This window comes from Vibrio sp. MM46, assembly GCF_027587135.1.
Classification (GTDB): domain Bacteria; phylum Pseudomonadota; class Gammaproteobacteria; order Enterobacterales; family Vibrionaceae; genus Vibrio; species Vibrio harveyi.
Genome location: NZ_JAPPTO010000002.1, coordinates 1 through 21644 on the forward strand (window position 1 = coordinate 1; position 21644 = coordinate 21644).

Consider the following 21644-nt stretch of genomic DNA (forward strand, 5'->3'; position numbering starts at 1 on the left):
TCAGACAGTAAATAGTAACTCAAAGAAAAAGCAGGGATACCCGAGGCTCTCGAGCATAGTCTAAAATTGAGCGTTGAAAATCGCAAGTTTACCAGATGTCAAAATGAAGATAGTTGACGGTATTTTCCCTAAAAGAGTCCTGAAATGAACTTCTAGCAGCAAGCAGTCATCGGGATAATTTGTCCAATAGGCTGTTGGACAAACTCTCGTACCCAATTATGCAAGAGGCTCTTGCATAATTGCGGAGCAAGTTATTTAGTAAATCGTTTTGGCAGTAGGACTAACATGGGAATTGTTAATCAATCAACTACCGAGTATTCCTCGGCAGTTGAACTGTTTCAAAATTTGCAATAGTTGCCTGAGAAATGAAAAACTTCAGCTGTTGCAAAATTACCAACAATTGCTGCACAAATTAGCTTAAATTAAAAATGCCCCAATACGTGTTTAGGACGTATGAAACCATCATGATGGTTTATTTGGAAAACAAGATGTTGGAGAAGCTCTCGGGCTCAATTGTGCAAGAGGTTCTTGCACAATTGCGAAACAACCTGCTTAGTAGTGTGATACATAGCTATTCTTGGTTTGGCTCTGCTAAAATCCACCTCACATGAACGCCTGTTGACGAGTCTTTTCTTTTGATCAACTTTTTGTCTCTTAGTCGCCCAAACTGATAAGTGACTTTTTCTGAACTATCTATCCCTAATAAATCTCTAGTCTGCCTATTACTAATTTCGCCGTGCTTTTCCAGAAACTGGAGTATAAGCTTTTCAGGTTCTTGATTGAGACTATGTCTGAGGATAATTTTTACGTAATTTCCGTCTTCAATTATCTCAGGTTCTTTCAATCCCAATTCCTTCATTCTCTGGAATGCAGTATTGATGCCTTCGCCCAAATCTTTATTTGGTGAGTCCTTATATTTCGATAATATTCGAACTAGTTTGGAGTTTCGAGAAAAGCGGTTCTCTAGTATGTTATCAGCAGTGACAAAGCCTGCGAATCGCCCTGGGCTTTTAAATTCGATACGGTTATTAAAGATACTCACATGTACGTGATCTGAAATGGAGTAATCTCTGTGTAAGACAGTGTTGACGAGGATCTCCCATATTGTTTCTTTAGGGTATTTTGTCTCCACTAATCCTTCAATTTTCCATACTTTATTTTTAGTTAAAAACTCGCTAATCACATCATATGCATCATTGATCTGTTGGTATAACGCACCTTCAATAGAAGCATTGTCGTCCGTAAGGGCATCTCTATCGATATCATCATCCGCAGTATCGTAGCGTACGACTTTGATAGCACATTGTTTAGGAAGGGCAACCGATGGGTTTTCATGGAATAACAGTATTGAAGCTACAGTAGGAACCCACTCTGGCGTGATTAGTTTTTCTTTAGTGAGAAAACTGATAGGCTCCGGAGCTCGTAATGGTAGACCAGATAAAAATCTTTGAAGCTCACTACTTTCATCTAGTTCTTCTATTCTACATTCATGTATGAGGGAGTCTTCTTCTGATTTGATCCCCTTTGCATGTGTTAACTCAAGAATTTTAACGGGGGCAGTTACTGGTTGAGATTGAGCTCCGACTCTAACATATATCTTCTTATCAGCAGTTTCATGAACAGCTAAGCCTTTATTTATCTTTAAACGTAATACATAGTTTCTAGATTCATTGACTCGTGTTAAAAAATCAAATCGAAAGTCAACAGAAGGAATAAGCTCGCTGAGAGCTTGTATTAAAGAATTAAATTCTTCTGTCGTTTCTCTACCTTGCCATCGCTTTTCAGGTGTTGGCTCATGCTTTTCATCGGCAATACCAATAACAACCTCTCCACCATCGGCGTTAGCAAATGCAACTGCTATTTTTTGGAGTTTGTTTCCTTTCAAGCCAAATGCCTTGCGGTCAAAGAAATGATCTTCATCTTTCGTACAATAATAAAGTGCTTCATCCTCTTGTAATTCTACGATTTTCAATTCCTTTGCCCCTTTAACTATAAAAACCAAAAATAAACTGAATTCTAATATGCATCACATTTATCAGTCAATAATTTCATACGTAAAGTGTTATATGGCACATGTGGAGGTAGTAACAATTTTAAAATCAAGCACATATTAACGTTATAATCTTGATAAGCATGGAGTTAATCATGCTCAAAATAACCAATATTCAACAAATTTCTACCCTACCAATCCCCCCCCCTTTATCTCTTGAGCTAGAAAGAAGACTACTATCGACATAGAACTGTAAAAAAAATAGTAATTCAATAAGATAAATTTATTTCAAGACTTGTTGCGTTTAGAAGTTTCTTCCTGTCTTTCCGCCCAAGGTTAACCCCATAATCTTGTCGGCGCCGTCGTGCTAATTACTCCATCACCCCGTCGTCGACGCCAGAGAATTCTTACGAATATTCAATTTATGTGATTTCGCTGGTGGATTTTTGAGTGATTCGGGGGAGGGTTACTATGTTGATTACAGGGCAGAAGCTTTGCTCGTCATCGATTGGTCCCAAGTTCAAATCTGGGAGGAGCCACCAATTTGAGTCACTAATTAGAATAATTAACAAACTGAACTTTTCGACTTCATTTGTCATACTTAGGGTACTGCAAATAGTGAGAGTGCTCTGTGGTTCGTAACTCGGAAATGTCCAGCTTTGAGCTAGCGACCCCTAACTAGCTCAGATCTGCCCCAAAACGTGCTGTAGACCAAAGTACGAACATAGATTTGCAGTTAACTTAGACCTACAAAAAGTAATGATTGACAAAAGGTAAAACCTGATACACTTGTTCGCAAATCAGTCCTAATAAAAAGAGCTGTATCCGTTGCTTGTATAACCGACATGATTGCACCTACTGAGGTACAACAACCATGCAGAGTGCAGTTTAGGTGCGAGGTAAACCATCTAATTTCGATCTACCTCGAGTAGGAATTAAATCAATGAATAAGAAAAATCGTCTGTACACGAGTTCAGTCATTCAGTCGGTAGCTAATAACTATGAAAGATTTATTATTCAAAGTGCTGATATCGATCATCAAGGTTTGTATTTGCATAACGACAAAATTTATGCGCTAGTGCCTAATCTTTCTGCTTCCCTGAAAGAAGAGTTAATTGAACGTTATGAAAAGGTGCGTGTCGTTGGTATGCCCAGGCCAGAGTTTTGTGGGGGTGTTGATAAAAGTGCTGAACGCATTTCATTGAGTGACACATGGAAAAAAATATGTCTGCATGGTTACCCGTTCACAGCCCCAGAAGCAGAAAATGAGTTAAATATTCATCTGCCAGAGAAATATCATCCATTCAATTTCGATTTTAAGCTGGCTACTAACATCTTTGAACTTAAATTGCGTTTTGAACCGAATGAAGATGAAATCAACGAGCTAAGGATCCTATTAGCAAGTCTGGGATATGATGATTATGAGTTAGTCGTGACGGTTGACAAAGAGATACCCGAGTACCCATCAGAAGATAATACTGTTAGAAAAATCTTAGGTTATGATCCAAACAATTTACTTTTAAAAGCAAAGTCATTTTTACCTAAATCTTATCCAAAAGTTGTGTTGGATAAGTATCAAGAGGACCAAGATTTTTGGGTAGATAACAGAACCAAGGTTTTTTCGGACCTTGAATTTTCTCAATCGGAATTTATCCCCACGTCAACTCTCACGTCAACGAGCTGTTTTGTCGATGCCAGTGTTTTTTCTAGGCAAAACATTCGAGAATACTTGGCACTGTATCACACGGTGATTATTGCGCTGCCGTTCAATGATAACCCAAAACTTTCGGTAGATTTTTATCAAATGTTCTCAATCAACCGTTTCGAATTGGAGGAGTTGGTAAGAAGGCAGCGGTTAAAATTTACTATCACACAAAATATTAAGCGCTATTCCATTGAGTTAATAACTACGATTCTTGATGTTGACCCCAGTGCTATTGTATTTCCCAGAGCTTTAGCATCTTCTACTATTATCGAGATGCGAAATCGCTCAGGCGTATTGGGGCATACGCTGACCACTGAAGAGCAGTTTCACTTTCTTCGAGTCCTTAAACAGGAAGGATCTGAAGCAGCGCTCAAGCTAGCTAATTCGGTAAGCAGTTCTTGGCAAGGAATGGAGTATCTAGTGAACAAACTTGGCCCCACAGGAATTTCATATGTTGGAATGGGTCAATTTATGTCAAACATGTATGCTCCTGAGCAAACTAGTATGTTGGGTTGGTTAACAGCGAGTTACGAATATTCTTTAGGTCTTGGCGCACATTACGTTCCTTACGATGACCCAAACCATCCCGAATGGTTTAAGGCATTTGAATATATCGGTGGTTGTTATGCCGGATTTCAGAGGAAAAATCCTGTTCTTAGAGAAGCTGAGATAGGGATGCTTCTAAATAAAGTTTATAGCATAAATAATGACATGGATGTTCTGGAACTGGATAGGGTGTTTTCGGGACAGGAAATACCATTTGCTACAGATATACTGGAAAGGTTTTCGAACCTTACTGAAGAAGAGTTATCGCTCAAGTTAATGGAACTAAGAACGGAAATCGGAAAGCTAGAGGCTAACCAAAGGAGATTATCTAAATGGGATATAACGGGATTCCTTGGAGGCTCTACGGCTCTAGCTTTAAATCAACCATTTGTAAGTATTTTAGTATGGGGGATGGTGGTCGCGCCGCGTTTATTGAGTCATACCCAGCCACATCTCGAGGTTTTTAATAGATTATCAGCTATCAATAATCGGACATCTAGAGATGTTGTTTTGATTAAACGGTCGCGTGACCTCATATCTAGCGCGGTCTCATGATTAAGTTTGTGTCGTGTATGAAGTAATTGGGCTAATAGGTTTAGAAGGTACACGGTACTTTATGCAATTCGCATAAAACTAATTTAGTGAAAGCTATTATTTGTTTTTATCCAAAAGCTTCTCAGGTTGAATTTTTACTCGTGGCACTTTCTAACTTGAAGGTACCAAAAAATCACATAGAGCTACTATCTATCACACCTTCATAAGCCCCCACTTGCCCCCAATTTTATTATGAATCATTATGTGATTAGTTGATTAATTGACGAGTAATTACCTTCCTACTGTTTAGTTATCTGTTCAGCAGAGTCAGAGTGGTCCAGAGATATTTTTAAGAAATTAACAGAATATGAAAGCAGAATACCTAGGTGCCAGAGCCTCCAACACTGGCGATGATTTTCATGAATGGTGGGCACTTCGTCTAGCATTACAATTGCTCCAACCTGACACATCGTTGGTTGCCGTTACAGTAGAAGGCGTAAATCTTGATGATGAAAATTCTCAGGAGTTAACGGAATGGGACTCTGTTGATTGTGGCTTATTTTATGGCGGTCATACAATAGAGCAAGCTGAAAAGGTTGTCATTGAGCAGCTAAAGTACTCTGCATCAACACCTGAAAAAAATTGGACTGTTTCAGAGCTAACAAGCTCTAAATCGAAATCTTCAAATAACAGCATTATAAAAGGGCTTGCTGATTCATTTACTGCAATATTAAAAGCTAGGCCAGACCTGATTGTTACTCGTGCGCTAACAATCAGGCTAGTCAGTAATCGCCCTATTGGTATAGACCTTCAAAAGTCGCTCTCCGATTTCAGTAACAAAAAACATGAAACGCTAAGAATTGCTAGTGGCCTTAACAAAACAAATTTCAAGAAGTTTATTAAACTCTTCGACTTTTCTGACTGTGGTGCTGGCTCTCGCTTTGAGCAGGAGGAAAGCGCAATTAATGAGATTCTAGCTCTTACACTGAGTGCTGACCGAGGGTTTGTGCTGGATTTGAAAGATCGTATTCATAAGCTGATGCTGCCGGAGGCTACAGGAAGTTATATCACTAGAGAGACGGTACTGACATGGATGAATGTGTCTGACCCTCGTGCTTTATTCCCATGCCCCCCAAAGCTCAAAGCAGTGGAAAACCCAGTTAATAGAAATGCTGCTGTTGCGATACAAACCGCCATGGTCAATGGCGATCAATTTATATGTTTGCATGGCGAAGGCGGTAGTGGAAAAACAACCGTACTAAAACAGGTTGAAAATCTATTGCCCGAGGGGTCAGTTATGATTACATATGACTGTTATGGCGCTGGCACTTATGTGGATAGTGAAGCCTATCGGCATAGACCGAAAGATGCCTACTTGCAATTAATCAATGAAACCTCGGCTCGATTGCGACTACCTTTGTTGATTAGCCAAGATACTTCTGTTGATTTTATTAAGGCTTTTTCTTTAAGAGTCGAAAGTGCAAGCAAAGTTTTAGAGGCACAAGAAGGTAATGCATTGTTAGTCGTCGTTATTGATGCTGCGGATAATTCTGTAACGGGCGCAAAGCAGTGTAAGCCAGAAGAAATCAGTTTCGTTCATGAACTGATTAAAATAGGTAATCTGCCAGCGAATGTTAGATTAATGATCTCTGCAAGAACTGGACGTTTAGATTCCTTATCTATTCCATCTAAATACAAATCAGTAGAAATTTCTAACTTCTCATTGGAAGAAACAGAGCTCAATGTATTAAATCAATTTCCCGGTGCAGACAAAGCATGGGTAGAGGATTTTCATAATTTATCTAATCGAAATCCACGAGTACAAAGTTACGCATTCGACTATGCGGAATCAGATGCGGGCAAAGCGATTGAATTTTTAAGGCCCAATGGAAAGGGATTGGATCAAATCTTTGAAGCCCGCTTCGAAGAGGCGATTTTGAAAGAAGGTAATTCTAACACTTTGTCTCTTGTTTGCTCATCGTTAGTCGCGCTACCTGCACCAGTCCCAAAGCAACATTTAGCTAGTGTTGTGGGGATATCAATTGAAAGGGTTAGTGATATTGTTTCTGACCTTCCCGGAATGCGTGTTCTTGAAGATAAAGTGGGGTTTCTTGATGAGGATGTTGAATTTTTTGTCAGAGAAAAAGCGCAGCCAATGCTTTTGGAAGCTTATAAGCGTTCAGCAGCACATTTTAGTGCCAATCATGAAAGTGACGAGTATTCGGCCATGCATTTGGCTTCAGCGCTATTTTCAGCTGGGCAAGGCCAAGAAATCATAAAAATCGTAGAGAAAAATGAAGCACCAAAAGCTATAAAAGACCAAATAATTCGCCGAGAAGTACAACGTCAGCGGCTACAACTTGCAATGAAAGTGTGTCGTTCAGCGGGCGAGCCAGCAGATGCAATATTTACCTTACTAGCTGGCGCAGAGGCGATAAAAACAGATGATGCCGTAGACAAAATTATCGCTGAAAACCCGGATTTATCCGTCCATTTTGCGTCTGATACTGTAGGTCGAAATATACTTTACTCGTCAAAAACATATGAAAGCCATGGTAGGTTCTTATCGCATATTATTGCTCGTGATGCAGCCGACAAGGATTTTATCGCTGCCCGCGAAAAGAAACGCATTCTTCGTGAATGGATCAATCGGAGAAGTGAAGATATTGAACGACAAAAATCCGAACAAAGCGATCGTCGGTACCAACATATAAATACGTGGCCATTAGAGCTTGCGGATATTACTGCTATTGCTCATTCAGTGTTGGATATGGAAGGTTACGAGGCTGTATATAAGTTTATTTGTATTTGGCAACCCAGAAGCATTCATTACAAAATCGCGATCAGATTATTGGATCGTCTGTTGTTATCGGGCAAGGTAGCGGCAATTCAAGAGTTTTTGGATAGTGGTTGTATTCCAGAACCTTGGTCATCATTGTTCAAAATACCTTTGGCGCTTGTCGGCCACCGTATCGATTGTTCCTCTCTTGAAAAGTCACTGTGCAACAAGGATATATTGAAATATTGCGATCTAAAAGAGCTAGAAAGGTACACTTCTGAAGGCCCAGACAGTTATAGCTACGCGGAAGTGTTACTTAATGGCTGTGAAATTTTGGCTGCCAATGGAGTGAATTTATCCCCAGTTGAGCCAATCCTTGAATATCTATGCCCTGATAATTGGCGTTTAGTCAATAACATCTACACACACGATACTCTTAAAAACGATGTCGCTTTTAGAGCTTACTCTTTGTTAATGCGTCATCGTGGTCTCAACGTAACAATAGAGTCCTATTGGATTGATTCGCCTATACATGAAGATCTTAACGAGGCTGAGAAAAATAGGAAGAAGCAAAAACTATCGGAAAAGCATAAAGAGATAAAGGAAAGCCTGTCAGGTTTAATGTCTGTTTATGCTGTTAGAGCGGATATTTTGTTGTCCAATATCTTGCCGGAAAATGCTGAAGAGAAAGTTAAGTCTGCACTGGCTTCTTTGTTTGCAAATTCCTGGAGGATGTCTAGGGAGCACTACTTTGAATCCATATGTAGTCACCTTTCTTTATCATTAGCCAAGCTGTCTGTTGTGCCTGATATCGATATGAATACAGTGCTAACCCTAGCTAAGAGAGCGTTTAAACAATGGCCTTCTGTGTTTTCTTCAGGTCAGCGTAAAGTTATTGCAAATCTAATAAAAATACCAGAGTTGAGATCGTTAGTTGTTAAGGATATTTACGATCGTTCAGTTGAAGTAACAGCTCTAAAAACAGCAGCAAACGAAAAAATCAGTATTCTTTTGGATTTGTCCAGAATATTACTGTTTGTGGATAAGGACGAAGCAAGAGAAGTATTCAAAATAGCGGTTGATATCGCTGATGACGTTGATGTCGACGCTATGCATGACATAGCTCTTTTTTCAGCGTTATCAAAAAACGCTAAAAAGCACTTTTCGCCCACAGATTCGTGGAAGATAGCGAGTCAAATGGCTGCGATAATAACGGAGTACGGCACTCTTCTTGATGGCTATGATAATTTCCCCTGGAATGATGCAATTTCTGCTGTTGCTATGTTGGATATGCCGAAAGCAATCAGCCTTATCGGTTATTGGGAAGATTGTGATTTAGTTCAAGCCGGCGATACTCTTCCTGCGTTGATGTCTACGGGGGTTACAGAAGGAACTATAAGCTCTGCGCAGGCTGCATCTTTGCTCAACTTCTGTGATGATTTGCATGAGGATCTTGTGTCTAAACTAGCTTCAGTTACAAGTGTTCAAAATGCCAGTCAACTGGTAGAGGAAATTGCAAAAGCTGAGTTATTGAGATTCAACAGAAGCGGTAGTTCCAAAATATGTCAGGAGTTAAATGCGTTAGTTCCATATTGCGATAGCAGTAAGTACTGGCATTCAGCACTTAATCAATTAGTTGAATTTAAATCACATACCAAAAAAAGTACTAAGTCAAAAACTAGCAATGACATACTTGATTCAACAACTAGGAAGTTAAAGGAGCGCGAGTTCCTTGAAGGTATAAAATTAGCAGACATTTCCTTTGAATCACCTTCCGGTTTTATGAATTCAATTCACGCCAAGCGAAAAGAAGCTAGAGGTGAAGGTTTTTATATTACCAGCGATGACATATTGAGACCTGTAATCAGTCAGTTGGAGTCAAAAGATCGTATTGTCTTTCTGGATTTCTTGACCGATGAGTACGTAATTGATGATCTTGGCTATACATGGGCTAATACGTTAATTGACTGCATTAACCTATGGATAGGGTCATCTCACGCTATATCTGCTTGGAAAGAGGAAAACCTACCACTCTTAATTGCTAATCATTTGGGCGAGTTCTCTTATGGTGAAAATTATGGCTACGACAAGCGGATGCTGAAAGATATTATTCATAGCCTTAATTTAAATAAAGAAGAAGCGGTGAGCATACTGCTAGATGGCCTGGAAAAAAATGCCGAATCTTTACCCTTGACCAAGCTCTATTTGCTAGTCAGGCTGCTAACTGATTATTGCAGTGAGCAGCAGATTGCAGATGTCACAAATCGTTATGTTCAGCGACTAACCACACGGTTAAAACTTCCAACGAATAAAATTGAGCCTGAGTCTTTAGTTGAATCAGCATTAGCATGCCAACTCTACTCGTTCCTAGGCGATATAGATACTAGAGTGAGATGGCGAGCGGCACATAGTATTAGAGTGTCTGCCAGAATGGGAGATTTTAAGACAATTGTGGCATTAACCGCTTTGTATGAGCGTAAATCTATGCCCGGCTATCGTGAAGATAGTGCGCCTTTCTATTGGCTGTCAGCGCGTCTTTGGCTCATCGTTACATTTGATCGAATTGCATCTGAGGTACCGGAAGCCATTGCACCTATCGCCCGCTGGTTGTTGAGCATTGCTACCGACCAAGACTTCCCGCATGTATTGATGCGCCATTTTGCTAAATCCTGTTTGATGAAACTTCTTTCAAATGGTTTTATTGATTTTGATGAACAGGAAATTACAGCATTAGATGCTATCAATACTTCGGAATTAGCTACCAAAAAATCGAAAGGTAGAGTTTCTCGAGGCGGATTTCACAAAGGTAATAAAGAGAGAAGATTTAGTTTTGATTCGCTAGATACTCTCAGTTATGTGTATCCAGGCGCGATAAGGTGCTTCTCTGATGTTGACCAAGAAATGTTCTTAGATGAGGCGGAAGCTTGGATCATGGATCGCTGGAATAGTGGTTCTGATTTATCAAGATGGGAAAATGAGCCACGAAAATATAAGTTTGAAAGAGCAAACTATAGCCTATACAGCCATAGTCACGGCTCAATGCCGACGATAGAGCGACACAGTTATTACCTAGAATGGCACGCCATGTGGTGTAGCCTCGGTTCTCTAATGGCGGAAAAAGCGTTATCTGAGCCTAAATACGATGATGACGATTATGGAACACTAAACGGATTTTTGAGACAAAACGGATTAACTCAACCCCCGCACTGGTCAAGTGATCTTCGTTGTCCAACACCACTAGAAACACGTTTTCATCTTCCTCCTGCCGTCGAGGCAGAAGATTGGGTAGCAACAATAACCGACAATGATTTTGAGTTGGAACTTGGTTTAACTTCCGAAGATGAAAGTCTGGTTGTGGATTCATATCATGATATTCGCACCAGTAGTCATCGCTCCAGTGTGAGAATATCCTCTTCCCTAGTTAGCCCAGATACAGGATTATCATTGCTTCGGGCACTCCAAACTTCCCGTGATTCTTGGGATTATCGTCTACCACCTGCTGGACATGAATTTGAGATAGATGAAGACCCATTTTTATTACGTGGTTGGCTCAACGAACACTCTGGTGATGCTCGTCTAGATGAAAAGGATGTGTTTAATCATGATGTCCGCCTAATGGAAGCGACTCCGTCTGAAAATGTCGTTGAAATACTAGGATTGTGTCGTTCAGATAGCTATCCCGTTAGTTGGCTTGATTCCTCTAATGGAGCAAGAGCATTTCATTATGAAGCATGGGGAGATACAAGAGGTAACTCCCTGCGGAAAGAATACATTTTTGGTGAAGATGTAATCTCTAATGGACATCGTCTGAAAGTGTCATTACATCACCTTAAGCAATACCTAGATAAAGTTGGCTTTGATCTAATCCTTGAAGTCGAAATAACACGAAGAGTAACTAAAGATGGAATTACAGAGTATAACGAAAAGTCCGAAAAAGAAGCACGGTACGCAAGACTTTATCTTCTCAGAAGAACTGGAGAAATCATTACCACTGAAGGATGTGTTGGTACTTGGACATCACCTAGCGACTGAGCTAGGCTTTTCAGATAGTTGTGACACTCTAGGTAAGTGGATGTCTCATCACCTAGCTGAGGTGATGGAAAGGGCAGAACATGCAGAGAATTCAGAGGAAAAAGAAAAATATCAACAACAAGCCGTTGAGTTGATTTTGAAGCTTTGGGGGCATAGACGTAATATGACTAACAATGCTTATCCGTTGGCTCGTTTTAAGAAAATTATTGAATCACTGAGTATTCTATCTCCTGAAGCTAACGTATGGGAAAGAAACAAGTTAGGAAAGTATGAATCCTTAGCTGCGGATACATTTTCGATGATAGTTGACTTGTATAGAGCTCTACATTTTGTTGAGTTTAGTACATTGAAGTCATATAGAGATAATCAAGTACCTCCTAGCGTATTAACAGTTGAAGAACAAGAATTATATGATTTTCTGCTCTCATGGGCGGAAGAAGAAATGAACTTTCGTTCTGCTAACGATTTGCCTACAGAGAAAAGTGAAGTTCAACATATGTCAAAATTTCTTAGTGATTATATTGATGATTTATGTGAGAAGTTAAATATGCTCAAGAGTGAGCTCTCAGAAAAATAGTTTATAAAATTATCCGACATAGACGTTTTTCTTTGTGTAAGGATAAGTCGGAGAACCAGTATAGCAAGCGCAATCACTTGGAAGTATTTCTCTACCGTTACAAACCGCTTTGTGTAGCGAGTACTCAGTTTACATACTAAAGCTAATCTGAAATATGTAGATTCCACATAATCCCTAATTTAGAAATGTCCAAAAGTTTGTTACATGCATGCCTACTATGTCTCTCGAGAGACTGATTGGAGTGTGGTAATTTTACAACGTTGAGTCTAAGTAGTTGAGCAAATATGCAGACTTTTGCTGCAATGTTATGCGAACTTATGTTGCAAATAGTTTTGTAACTATTTGAAAGCCCGTTAGGGCTATGCGAACTTATGTTGCAAGCATCACTTTAAAAGCCTCGCTTATACAGCGGGGCTTTTTCGTTTTTATCTTCTGCACTTTAGAGCCATTCAATACCCTGATTTCTGTACCTATACCCAAGTTGCTTCAGTGACACGCTCCCGAAGGGCGAGTTGCCTTGGTTCGCATGCTTCGTTAACAATTTTCGATTTAGAATCACTAGATCTTCAAATTGTTGCCTCGCCTTCAAACCAAGTCATTCTCGCTGAACCAAGCATCTCGAGGTTACTTGGGTATACATGGACGAGCTTCATTCTATGGTAAGGAATCTAAAGTCGCGCTTTTCCCCGCGTTATTCATTTTTCCCAGAATATGCTCAGAAAATAAATATTCATTACCGATGAATGCAAGGCTTTATATTCTTACAGTGCTCGCATCATTATTTTCTGTTAGCAATTCTTTTATCTTCTCGTTCCTGTTTATTCGAATGGTTTGTCTGCTTGTTAGATTTGTTAGCAATCTTTAAGAAAATTAATCTGTAGAAAAATTACACTTTTCGGGAAATATGAAGTGTATTTTCCGTCTATTCGGGGTCTTATTCATGATCTTTTACACTTGTTTTATTTTTTGTATGACAAAATAAAATTGAGATTGATTGGGGTCAAAGATTCGTCCGCATTCGCCTTTTTCGGGGCTGAAAGTTAATTACAAGTATTCATTGGTTCGGGTAGGTTATTTTTACTCGCTGACATAACACTGAATAGATTCTTGATAAATATTCAAAATGAAAATAAACGGTGCAAAGGTGACGAGCGAGGTGATTTAACTCAATTCTATTCAGCGAATGCTTTTTATCAGTTTGAAATTGTACTGATGTCGCTTGAATGCTTTTTGGAGACCCCCATGACTAAAAAGTGGTTTACTGAGTCGGTTGAAGAAACACTGACTCAATTTCATGTATCAACTGAGCAAGGTCTGACTTCGGAAGAAGTAGAACAGCGTCAGGCTGAACACGGCAAAAATGAGCTACAAGAGCAAGAAGGCAAATCTGCGCTTGAGCTATTTCTACACCAATTTAAGAATCCATTGATCTTCATTCTGGGTATTGGTGCGATTGTTTCCTTCTTCACAGGTCACCTAGTTGATGCGATTGCCATCACTGTGATCATCTTCATCAATGCCATCATTGCATTTTGGCAAGAGTTTAAAGCTCAGAAGGGCATGGAAGCACTGCGAGAAATGGCAGCCCCAACCGCACAAGTTCGTCGCAATGGAGAATGGGTTGATGTCTTGGCGCGTGACATTGTGCCAGGCGATATCCTAAAGATTAATACGGGTGACATCCTCGCAGCGGACGTGCGTATCATCGAAGCGAACCGTCTCGCAGTAGATGAGGCTGCGCTTACTGGTGAGTCTGAGCCGGTTGATAAAATCGTCAAGGTGATTGAAGACGAAACCGTTGGTCTTGGTGATCAGCGTAATATGGGCTTTATGACCACGATTGTGACGACAGGTACAGGCTTAGGTGTAGTAGTCAGCACAGGCATGAAGACGGAAGTCGGTCATATTGCGGATATGATGGCAAACACCGAAGAAACCAAAACACCAATGCAAGAACGTATGGATACCATCGCGAAGACCTTGATGGTTGCGGCTTTGGGTGTGGTTGCTGTGGTTTGTGGTATCGGTCTTTACCATGGTATGCCTTGGCTCGAAATCCTCAACACGGGTATTTCTCTATCGGTAGCAGCAATTCCAGAAGGTCTACCAACGGTTATTTCAATTGTGTTGACCATGGGCTCAACACGTATGGTGAAGAACAACGCATTGGCGAAGCAGCTTTCTGCGATTGAAACGCTCGGTTCAACCACGGTTATCTGTTCGGATAAAACCGGTACGCTGACACAAAACCAAATGCAGGTAATGAAAGCGTACGATGCAAGTGGTCGTTACTGGGAAGTGTCGGGCAAAGGCTTTAGCCCTGAGGGGGAATTCAAACCTCTAGGTCATACGGTTGATGCAAAGCAAAGCCCAGAAATGATGAAAGGCTTGGTAGTTGCGACCCTGTGTAATGATGCGGAATACATCAAAGATGGTGATAATTCGTCAGTGCGTGGTAACCCAACCGAGGGTGCACTGATTGTTGCCGCGGCAAAAGCGGGTCTGGAACAATCAGACATGCTATCAACAGGCGGTTACTCTATCGTCGAGAAGTTCCCATTCGACTCTGCACGTAAGATGGCGTCAGTGATTGTTAAAGGACCTGATGGTAAGCACTTCCTCGCTATCAAAGGTGCGCCAGATGTGGTGTTGCGTAATGCCTCTGGTTTTATGGTTGATGGTGGTGAGCTACCAACAGCTCCAACCATGTCGACAGGTAGCCTTGCGTTAGCGGCAAGTCCAGCAGAAGAGGTCATCGCGAATTATGAAGCGGCAATTCAGGACTTCGCAGAGCAAGCGCTTCGTACTTTGGCGGTGGGTTACAAAGAGCTGACAGAGGATGACCTAAAGCGTGATCCTGCTGAGCTAGAGAAAGATGTGACCGTGCTTGGTTTGTATGGAATCATGGACCCTCCGCGTCCAGAGGTTCGAGATGCAGTAGAGAGTTGTTACAACGCTGGCGTTCGCACGGTAATGATCACGGGTGACCATGCACTCACTGCAGCGGCAATTGCACGCGAAATCGGCATTATCCGCAGTGAAAAAGACTTGGTTATAACGGGAGCACAACTGGATGAAATGGACGATGAGGCATTGCGTAAGATTTGCCCGGAAGTGGCAGTCTTTGCCCGCGTGACGCCAGAGCACAAGCTGCGTATCGTTCAAGCTCAGCAACACAATAATGAAGTGGCAGCGATGACGGGTGATGGCGTTAATGACGCACCTGCCCTTCGTCGAGCTGACATTGGTGTTGCGATGGGTATTACCGGTACTTCGGTGGCCAAAGATTCAGGCGATTTGATCCTTCTGGATGACAACTTCAGTACGATCGTGAAAGCCGTGCGCCAAGGACGTCAGATCTTTGATAACTTGCGTAAGTTCATTCGCCAAGCACTGACAGCGAACGTGGGTGAAGTGTCGGTTATCTTATTTGCTTTCTTGATGATGGGACCTGAGGCGATTCTACCACTCACGCCATTGATGATTCTTTGGATTAACCTAGTCTCTGACGGCTTGCCTGCTTTGGCGTTGGGTGTTGAGCCAGAAGAGAAAGACTTGATGGAACGTAAGCCGCGCAAGCGTAACGAAAGTTTCTTCAGCGACCATCTCGGTACACGTATTGTGACGCGTGGTTTAGCATTAGGCGGAATGAGTTATTTGGCGTTCAACTGGGCATTGAGTAGCGGTCAAAGCGCTCAATATGCACAGACAATGGCATTCGCAATGTTGATTTTTGCCCAGTTATGGCACTTGTTTGATTCGCGTACGTTTAACTCGCTATATCGTAAGAACCCATTCACCAACAAATACCTACTGGGGGCAGTCGCAGTATCAGCAATGCTGTCTCTTGGCGTTATTTACACGAGTCTTGGTCAGCTTATCTTTAATACAGAGGCGCTGAGTGCTGGTCACCTATTTGGTGTGATATTAGTGTCTTCACTGCCGACGTTCATTTTGTCTGGTATCAAAGAGATGACGAAAACCAAAGTCGTTTAAGGATAGTGATGTCGATTCTTGCAGCATAGGGAAGCGACAGAGACCTAAAGCCCGCCGAGAGTGATAGCTTGGCGGGCTTTTCTTTTCTCTCAAGCAAGGCATCTCTTTAGCTGTGCGAAGGTTTACTCTATAATCCTCTCCGTTTTCATCTGGTACTTCACCAACTTTCATCTGGGATATTTTCATGATTTCAAAAAACCAACTAAAACTGCTGCGTGCTTTAGGTCAAAAGAAGCAGCGTAAAGCGCACGGCTTATTTCTGGTTCAAGGTGAAAAGAACGTACTGGAATTGGCGAACAGCTCGCTCACGGTAAAGCAGATTTTTGCGACGGTCGAGTTTCTAGAGCAGCACAGCCAAGAACTCAACAGTTTCGAATGTATTGAAGCGTCACTTGATGACTTAACCAAGGCAAGTACCCTGGTCAGCAATAACGCAGCCATTGCTGTGGTTGAAATTCCAAACGTAACCGTACCTCAGGCAAAAGGCTTGATGATCGCATTGGATGGCGTATCTGATCCGGGGAACCTAGGTACGATCATTCGCGTAGCAGACTGGTATGGTATCGAGCACATCATCGCGAGTACGGATTGTGCCGACCCATACAACCCAAAAACCATCAGCGCAACCATGGGTAGCTTTGGTCGTGTGCAAGTTAGCCTAGTGGATTTACCAAGCTACTTAGAAGAGGCAAACTTGCCTGTGTATGGTGCTTTTCTTGAAGGCGAGAGCGTGCACAAAACGGAATTCTCAGCAGACGGTATTTTGTTGATGGGCAGCGAATCTCATGGTGTGCGTGAAGCGGCGTCTAAATTTGTGACTGACAAGATTACTATTCCAGCATTTGGTGGCGCAGAGTCTCTAAACGTAGCAATGGCGACAGGTATTATTCTCGACAACATGCGTCGTCAACACAGCTAATCGCAGCGACGAATCATAGATACAAAAAAAGCGTAACGAGCCAGACTTTTTCAAGTTGAGGTTCATTACGCTTTTTTCGTTTTAATGCGCTTATTTTTCTAGCATGTCCAACTTGTTTGGCACGCCGTTCCACTTTTCTGCTTCATCCATTGCTGGCTTCACTTCAGTTTGTACCGGCCAGATTTCCGCAAGCTCTGCGTTGAGCTCTTTGTAGATTACTTGATCTTCTGGTAGCTCGTCTTCTTGGAAGATGGCGGCTGCGGCACATTCATCCACGCACAAGCCACAATCGATGCATTCAATCGGGTTGATTACCATAAAGTTTGGACCTTCGTGGAAGGCATCAGCAGGGCATACCGCGACACAGTCAGTGTATTTACATTGGATACAGTTATCGGTTACGACAAACGCCATGATAATCAGCTCTTAAGTTAGTCAAAATTGAAGAATGGGGATAATACTCATCCCAAGGCAAAATTCAACATTCGCTACGTTAATTCCGCCGCGCAACTTGGATTTAGTATGACAGACAATTCAATTTCTCGTAAAATGCGCGCCATTGTGAGCTGACTGCTTTTTCACCCTTGATATTAACGAGGAGAAAATAGCAGTTCTGGCTAAGACACCTACCATAACGAGACATCACATGATTCGTATTAATGAAATTAAACTTCCTCTTGATCACGAGGAAGGCGCGCTATTGGACGCGATTACTAAAAAGCTTGGCATTGCTGCTGAGAAAGTTATCTCTTTTAATGTCTTTAGACGCGGCTACGATGCTCGTAAGAAAACCAATATTCATCTTATCTACACGCTAGACATCATCGTTGAAGGTGATGAAGAAGCGTTGCTAGCGAAATTTGAAAAAGACCCACACGTTCGCCAAACACCTGACATGGAATACAAGTTTGTGGCGAAAGCACCTGAGAACCTAACAGAGCGCCCAGTGGTGATCGGTTTCGGTCCTTGTGGTCTTTTTGCGGGTTTGGTTTTGGCTCAAATGGGCTTTAACCCAATCATCGTTGAGCGTGGTAAAGAAGTACGTGAGCGCACTAAAGACACGTTTGGCTTCTGGCGCAAGCGTACACTTAACCCAGAATCGAACGTACAGTTTGGTGAGGGCGGTGCAGGTACTTTCTCTGATGGTAAACTTTACAGCCAAGTGAAAGATCCAAATTTCTACGGTCGCAAAGTGATCACTGAGTTTGTTGAAGCTGGAGCCCCAGAAGAAATTCTATACGTAAGTAAGCCGCACATCGGTACCTTTAAACTGGTTACCATGATCGAGAAGATGCGCGCGAAAATCATCGAGCTAGGTGGTGAGATCCGCTTTAGCACTCGTGTTGACGATCTGCATATGGAAGATGGTCAAATCACAGGCGTAACGCTATCAAACGGTGAAGAGATCAAATCTCGTCACGTAGTACTAGCGGTAGGTCATAGTGCTCGTGATACCTTTGAAATGCTGCACGACCGTGGCGTTTACATGGAAGCGAAACCATTCTCTGTTGGTTTCCGTATCGAGCATAAACAGTCGATGATCGACGAAGCGCGTTTTGGTCCAAACGCAGGTCACCCAATTCTTGGTGCTGCAGACTACAAACTGGTTCACCACTGTAAGAATGGTCGTACGGTTTACAGCTTCTGTATGTGCCCTGGTGGTACGGTAGTTGCGGCAACTTCTGAAGAAGGTCGTGTAGTAACGAACGGCATGAGCCAGTACTCTCGTGCGGAGCGTAACGCGAACAGCGCAATCGTCGTCGGTATCTCACCAGAAGTAGATTACCCAGGCGATCCACTAGCAGGTATCCGTTTCCAACGTGAACTGGAATCGGGCGCTTACACACTTGGTGGTGAGAACTACGACGCACCAGCGCAGAAAATTGGTGACTTCCTGAAAGGTCGCGATCCAAGCGCACTGGGTGATGTTGAGCCATCGTTCACTCCGGGCATCAAATTGACTGACCTGTCAAAAGCGCTACCTGAGTTTGCTATTGAAGCGATTCGTGAAGCGATTCCAGCATTCGATCGTAAGATCAAAGGTTTTGCATCAGAAGATGGTTTGCTTACAGGTGTTGAAACACGTACGTCTTCTCCAGTTTGCATCAAGCGTGGCAAAGACTTCCAGAGCATTAATTTAAAAGGTTTCTTCCCTGCGGGTGAAGGTGCCGGTTATGCTGGTGGTATTCTTTCTGCGGGTATTGATGGCATCAAAGTGGCGGAAGCCGTAGCGCGTGACATCGTAGCTTCACTGGAAAATGCATAATTTAGTCGCGTGATATAACGTCGAAAGCCAGCCCGATCATAGGCTGGCTTTTTTGTCTTTGCTGCATAGCTAGTTATTTCTCATTTAAATTTCTGAACGACTGGTTACTTATCCAACCTCTTCTCATGCTTTATATTCTCATGATTATTCATCGAGCTGAGGGCGGTGTTGATGGTATATAAATATGCAACTGAGCATCTATTGTTTTGTCTTATGTATTGATTCGATTAGAGATCGATAGACTAAATCTATGGATAAAATTGCTAATTTCCATTTAGTAAAATCAAGAAATTAGACGACACTTATCTTAAAGGCAGCAAAAATGTGCCGCTAAGGAGATAAGAATGCACTCACTAAAAGTTAAAGATTACATGACGTTACAGGCAGTGACTTTCACCAAGAACATGTCGTTGACGGCGGCTTTGGACAAGGTGATGCAAAGTGTTACTCTAGGTGGACCTGTTATCGACGAAAACGAGAAAGTCATTGGATTCCTTTCTGAACAAGACCTTTTGGACAAACTCGTTAAAGCCAGTTATCACTGTCAGGACACGCACACAGTAGAAGAGTGTATGCATGATGATGTTTTGTCTGTATCGCCGGATATGTCGATCATTGAGTTGGCCGACATGATGAAGATAGGCAAGCCAAAAATGTACCCTGTGGTAGATGATAAAGAGAAACTCGTCGGTGTGATTACAAGACGCGATGTGCTGAGAGCGATAGGAAAAACGCTGAACGAATGTTTCAAACACCCCGTTTAATTACAAAACAATAAGTATGAAGACGAAAGACGCTACGGCGTCTTTTTGTCGTTGAGGAAGAATATGTCTACGCAAGACGCAAAGTTTGTCCAAGGTTCAACCATGCGCCACATTCTGGTGATGTCCGGAGCGGGTTCCGTGGGTTTAATGGCGCTGTTTGTCGTCGATTTGCTTGATATGTTGTTCATCAGTATGTTGGGGCAGGTCGAGTTGGCTGCGGCGGTTGGTTTCGCGGGAACATTAATTTTCTTCTCAACTTCAGCATCGATAGGTACCTCGATAGCGATGGGCGCTTTAGTTTCCAAAGCGATCGGTGCAAAGGATTTCGAACGAGCGAAGTTGACCAGTGGTAGCATCATGCTGGTGGCTTTTATGATCAGCTTGGTCATTACCATTGGTATGTTCATCCACATTCCCGAATTACTCGCAGCCATTGGTGCGGAAGGAGTTGCGGCGGAGCGTGCTGAAGCGTATCTCAACATTCTTCTACCAAGTGCGCCAATTTTGGCATTAGGTATGTCAGCCGGTGCAGGTTTGCGTGCTGCTGGTGATGCTAAACGCTCGATGTGGGCCACGTTGGCTGGTGGTATCGTTAACGCGATTCTTGATCCTCTCTTTATCTTTGTCTTCAAATGGAACGTGGAAGGTGCGGCGGCGGCCTCGGTGATTGCTCGTTTTACGGTATTGGCATTCTCCCTTTATCCGCTGGTTAAAGTGCATCAGTTGGTGTCCTTTCCAACATTCGATATCTTCAAAAATAACCTTAAGCCGATTTTGGCGATTGCCATTCCAGCAATCATCACTAATACCGCAACGCCAATTGGCAACGCGATTGTAACGACACATATTGCTCAATTCGGTGAGGACTTTGTCGCAGGCTTTGCGGTGATAGGGCGTTTAACACCAGTGTGTTTTGCTGTGATTTTTGCATTGTCTGGTGCGGTTGGTCCTATCATTGGGCAGAACTTTGGCGCGGAGCGAATGGACCGCGTGAAGCGAACACTGACAGACTCTTTGTTGGTTACCACTATTTACACGCTGGGTGTTTGTGCCTTGCTTTATGTTTTGCAAGATTACATCGTCGCTATGTTTAGTTTGACGGGGGATGCCGCGATTATTGTTGTCGCGTTCTGCACTTACGTTGCTATCACATTTGTATTCAATGGCACTTTATTTGTTGCGAATACCTCGTTTAACAACCTTGGTAAACCGCTTTATTCAACGGCATTGAATTTGGGTAAAGCGACAATTGGTACATTACCATTTGTGTACTTTGGGGCTCAATGGTATGGCGCACTTGGTGTGCTATATGGACAAGCGGTGGGTACGATTGTATTTGGTTTACTTGCACTGGTAGTACTGAACAAGCACATCAAAGATCTGATGCAGAACTTTGGGGAAGACATTATTGAAGACGACCCTGCGATTACTTGTGTTAACACTCAGCCTTTCTGTTCGCATGACGCGGTATTGATCGACGAAGTCGCAACGGCTTTGGAAGAAGAAAAAGCGTAATTTTGCTTAATTCATCATATT

The 21644-nt window shown here is 42.2% G+C and carries 10 protein-coding genes; 8 read left to right on the forward strand and 2 right to left on the reverse strand.

Annotated features, from left to right (window positions below; all coding sequences use genetic code 11):
* Positions 1 to 571 precede the first annotated feature (571 nt).
* The gene (locus tag OH459_RS02045) at positions 572 to 1972 is read right to left on the reverse strand and encodes an RNA-binding domain-containing protein (RefSeq protein ID WP_269984971.1); all 1401 of its coding nucleotides are present in this window, start codon (positions 1970 to 1972) and stop codon (positions 572 to 574) included.
* A 961-nt stretch (positions 1973 to 2933) separates the two neighbouring features.
* Between OH459_RS02045 and OH459_RS02050 the strand changes: the two genes are divergently transcribed.
* The 5 genes from OH459_RS02050 to OH459_RS02070 all read left to right on the forward strand — a co-directional run bounded on the left by OH459_RS02050 (position 2934) and on the right by OH459_RS02070 (position 17078).
* Positions 2934 to 4796 (forward strand): hypothetical protein, encoded by a 1863-nt coding sequence (locus tag OH459_RS02050; protein ID WP_269984973.1) that lies wholly within the window; start codon positions 2934 to 2936, stop codon positions 4794 to 4796.
* Positions 4797 to 5142: 346 nt separating this feature from the next.
* The gene (locus OH459_RS02055) at positions 5143 to 11586 is read left to right on the forward strand and encodes an ATP-binding protein (RefSeq protein WP_269984975.1); all 6444 of its coding nucleotides are present in this window, start codon (positions 5143 to 5145) and stop codon (positions 11584 to 11586) included.
* 40 nt (positions 11587 to 11626) lie between these two features.
* A complete protein-coding gene (locus OH459_RS02060) occupies positions 11627 to 12163 on the forward strand; it encodes a hypothetical protein (RefSeq protein WP_269984977.1) in 537 nt (178 codons plus the stop codon).
* Between the two features lie 1242 nt (positions 12164 to 13405).
* Positions 13406 to 16159, forward strand: a complete 2754-nt coding sequence (locus OH459_RS02065; RefSeq protein ID WP_009698325.1) for a cation-translocating P-type ATPase — start codon at positions 13406 to 13408, stop codon at positions 16157 to 16159.
* A 184-nt stretch (positions 16160 to 16343) separates the two neighbouring features.
* The gene (locus OH459_RS02070) at positions 16344 to 17078 is read left to right on the forward strand and encodes an RNA methyltransferase (RefSeq protein ID WP_050932778.1); all 735 of its coding nucleotides are present in this window, start codon (positions 16344 to 16346) and stop codon (positions 17076 to 17078) included.
* 90 nt (positions 17079 to 17168) lie between these two features.
* Here the strand turns inward: OH459_RS02070 and fdxA are convergent, their stop codons facing one another.
* The gene (fdxA, locus tag OH459_RS02075; protein ID WP_005431654.1) at positions 17169 to 17492 is read right to left on the reverse strand and encodes a ferredoxin FdxA; all 324 of its coding nucleotides are present in this window, start codon (positions 17490 to 17492) and stop codon (positions 17169 to 17171) included.
* A gap of 232 nt (positions 17493 to 17724) precedes the next feature.
* Here fdxA and OH459_RS02080 point away from each other — a divergent pair, with 232 nt between their 5' ends.
* From OH459_RS02080 to OH459_RS02090, 3 genes are all read left to right on the forward strand, one after another.
* The gene (locus OH459_RS02080; protein WP_009698323.1) at positions 17725 to 19344 is read left to right on the forward strand and encodes an NAD(P)/FAD-dependent oxidoreductase; all 1620 of its coding nucleotides are present in this window, start codon (positions 17725 to 17727) and stop codon (positions 19342 to 19344) included.
* 344 nt (positions 19345 to 19688) lie between these two features.
* On the forward strand, positions 19689 to 20108 hold the full coding sequence (locus OH459_RS02085; RefSeq protein WP_005446643.1) for a CBS domain-containing protein: 420 nt from the start codon (positions 19689 to 19691) through the stop codon (positions 20106 to 20108).
* A gap of 63 nt (positions 20109 to 20171) precedes the next feature.
* Positions 20172 to 21623, forward strand: coding sequence for an MATE family efflux transporter (locus OH459_RS02090; RefSeq protein ID WP_005446645.1), 1452 nt, complete (start codon positions 20172 to 20174; stop codon positions 21621 to 21623).
* Positions 21624 to 21644 lie beyond the last annotated feature (21 nt).

Coding starts and splice junctions, on each gene's coding strand:
- fdxA (WP_005431654.1), bottom strand. CDS start 17,492: ATGGCGTTTGTCGTAACCGATAACTGTATCCAATGTAAATACACTGAC.
- OH459_RS02065 (WP_009698325.1), top strand. CDS start 13,406: ATGACTAAAAAGTGGTTTACTGAGTCGGTTGAAGAAACACTGACTCAA.
- OH459_RS02070 (WP_050932778.1), top strand. CDS start 16,344: ATGATTTCAAAAAACCAACTAAAACTGCTGCGTGCTTTAGGTCAAAAG.
- OH459_RS02090 (WP_005446645.1), top strand. CDS start 20,172: ATGTCTACGCAAGACGCAAAGTTTGTCCAAGGTTCAACCATGCGCCAC.
- OH459_RS02055 (WP_269984975.1), top strand. CDS start 5,143: ATGAAAGCAGAATACCTAGGTGCCAGAGCCTCCAACACTGGCGATGAT.
- OH459_RS02085 (WP_005446643.1), top strand. CDS start 19,689: ATGCACTCACTAAAAGTTAAAGATTACATGACGTTACAGGCAGTGACT.
- OH459_RS02050 (WP_269984973.1), top strand. CDS start 2,934: ATGAATAAGAAAAATCGTCTGTACACGAGTTCAGTCATTCAGTCGGTA.
- OH459_RS02060 (WP_269984977.1), top strand. CDS start 11,627: ATGTCTCATCACCTAGCTGAGGTGATGGAAAGGGCAGAACATGCAGAG.
- OH459_RS02080 (WP_009698323.1), top strand. CDS start 17,725: ATGATTCGTATTAATGAAATTAAACTTCCTCTTGATCACGAGGAAGGC.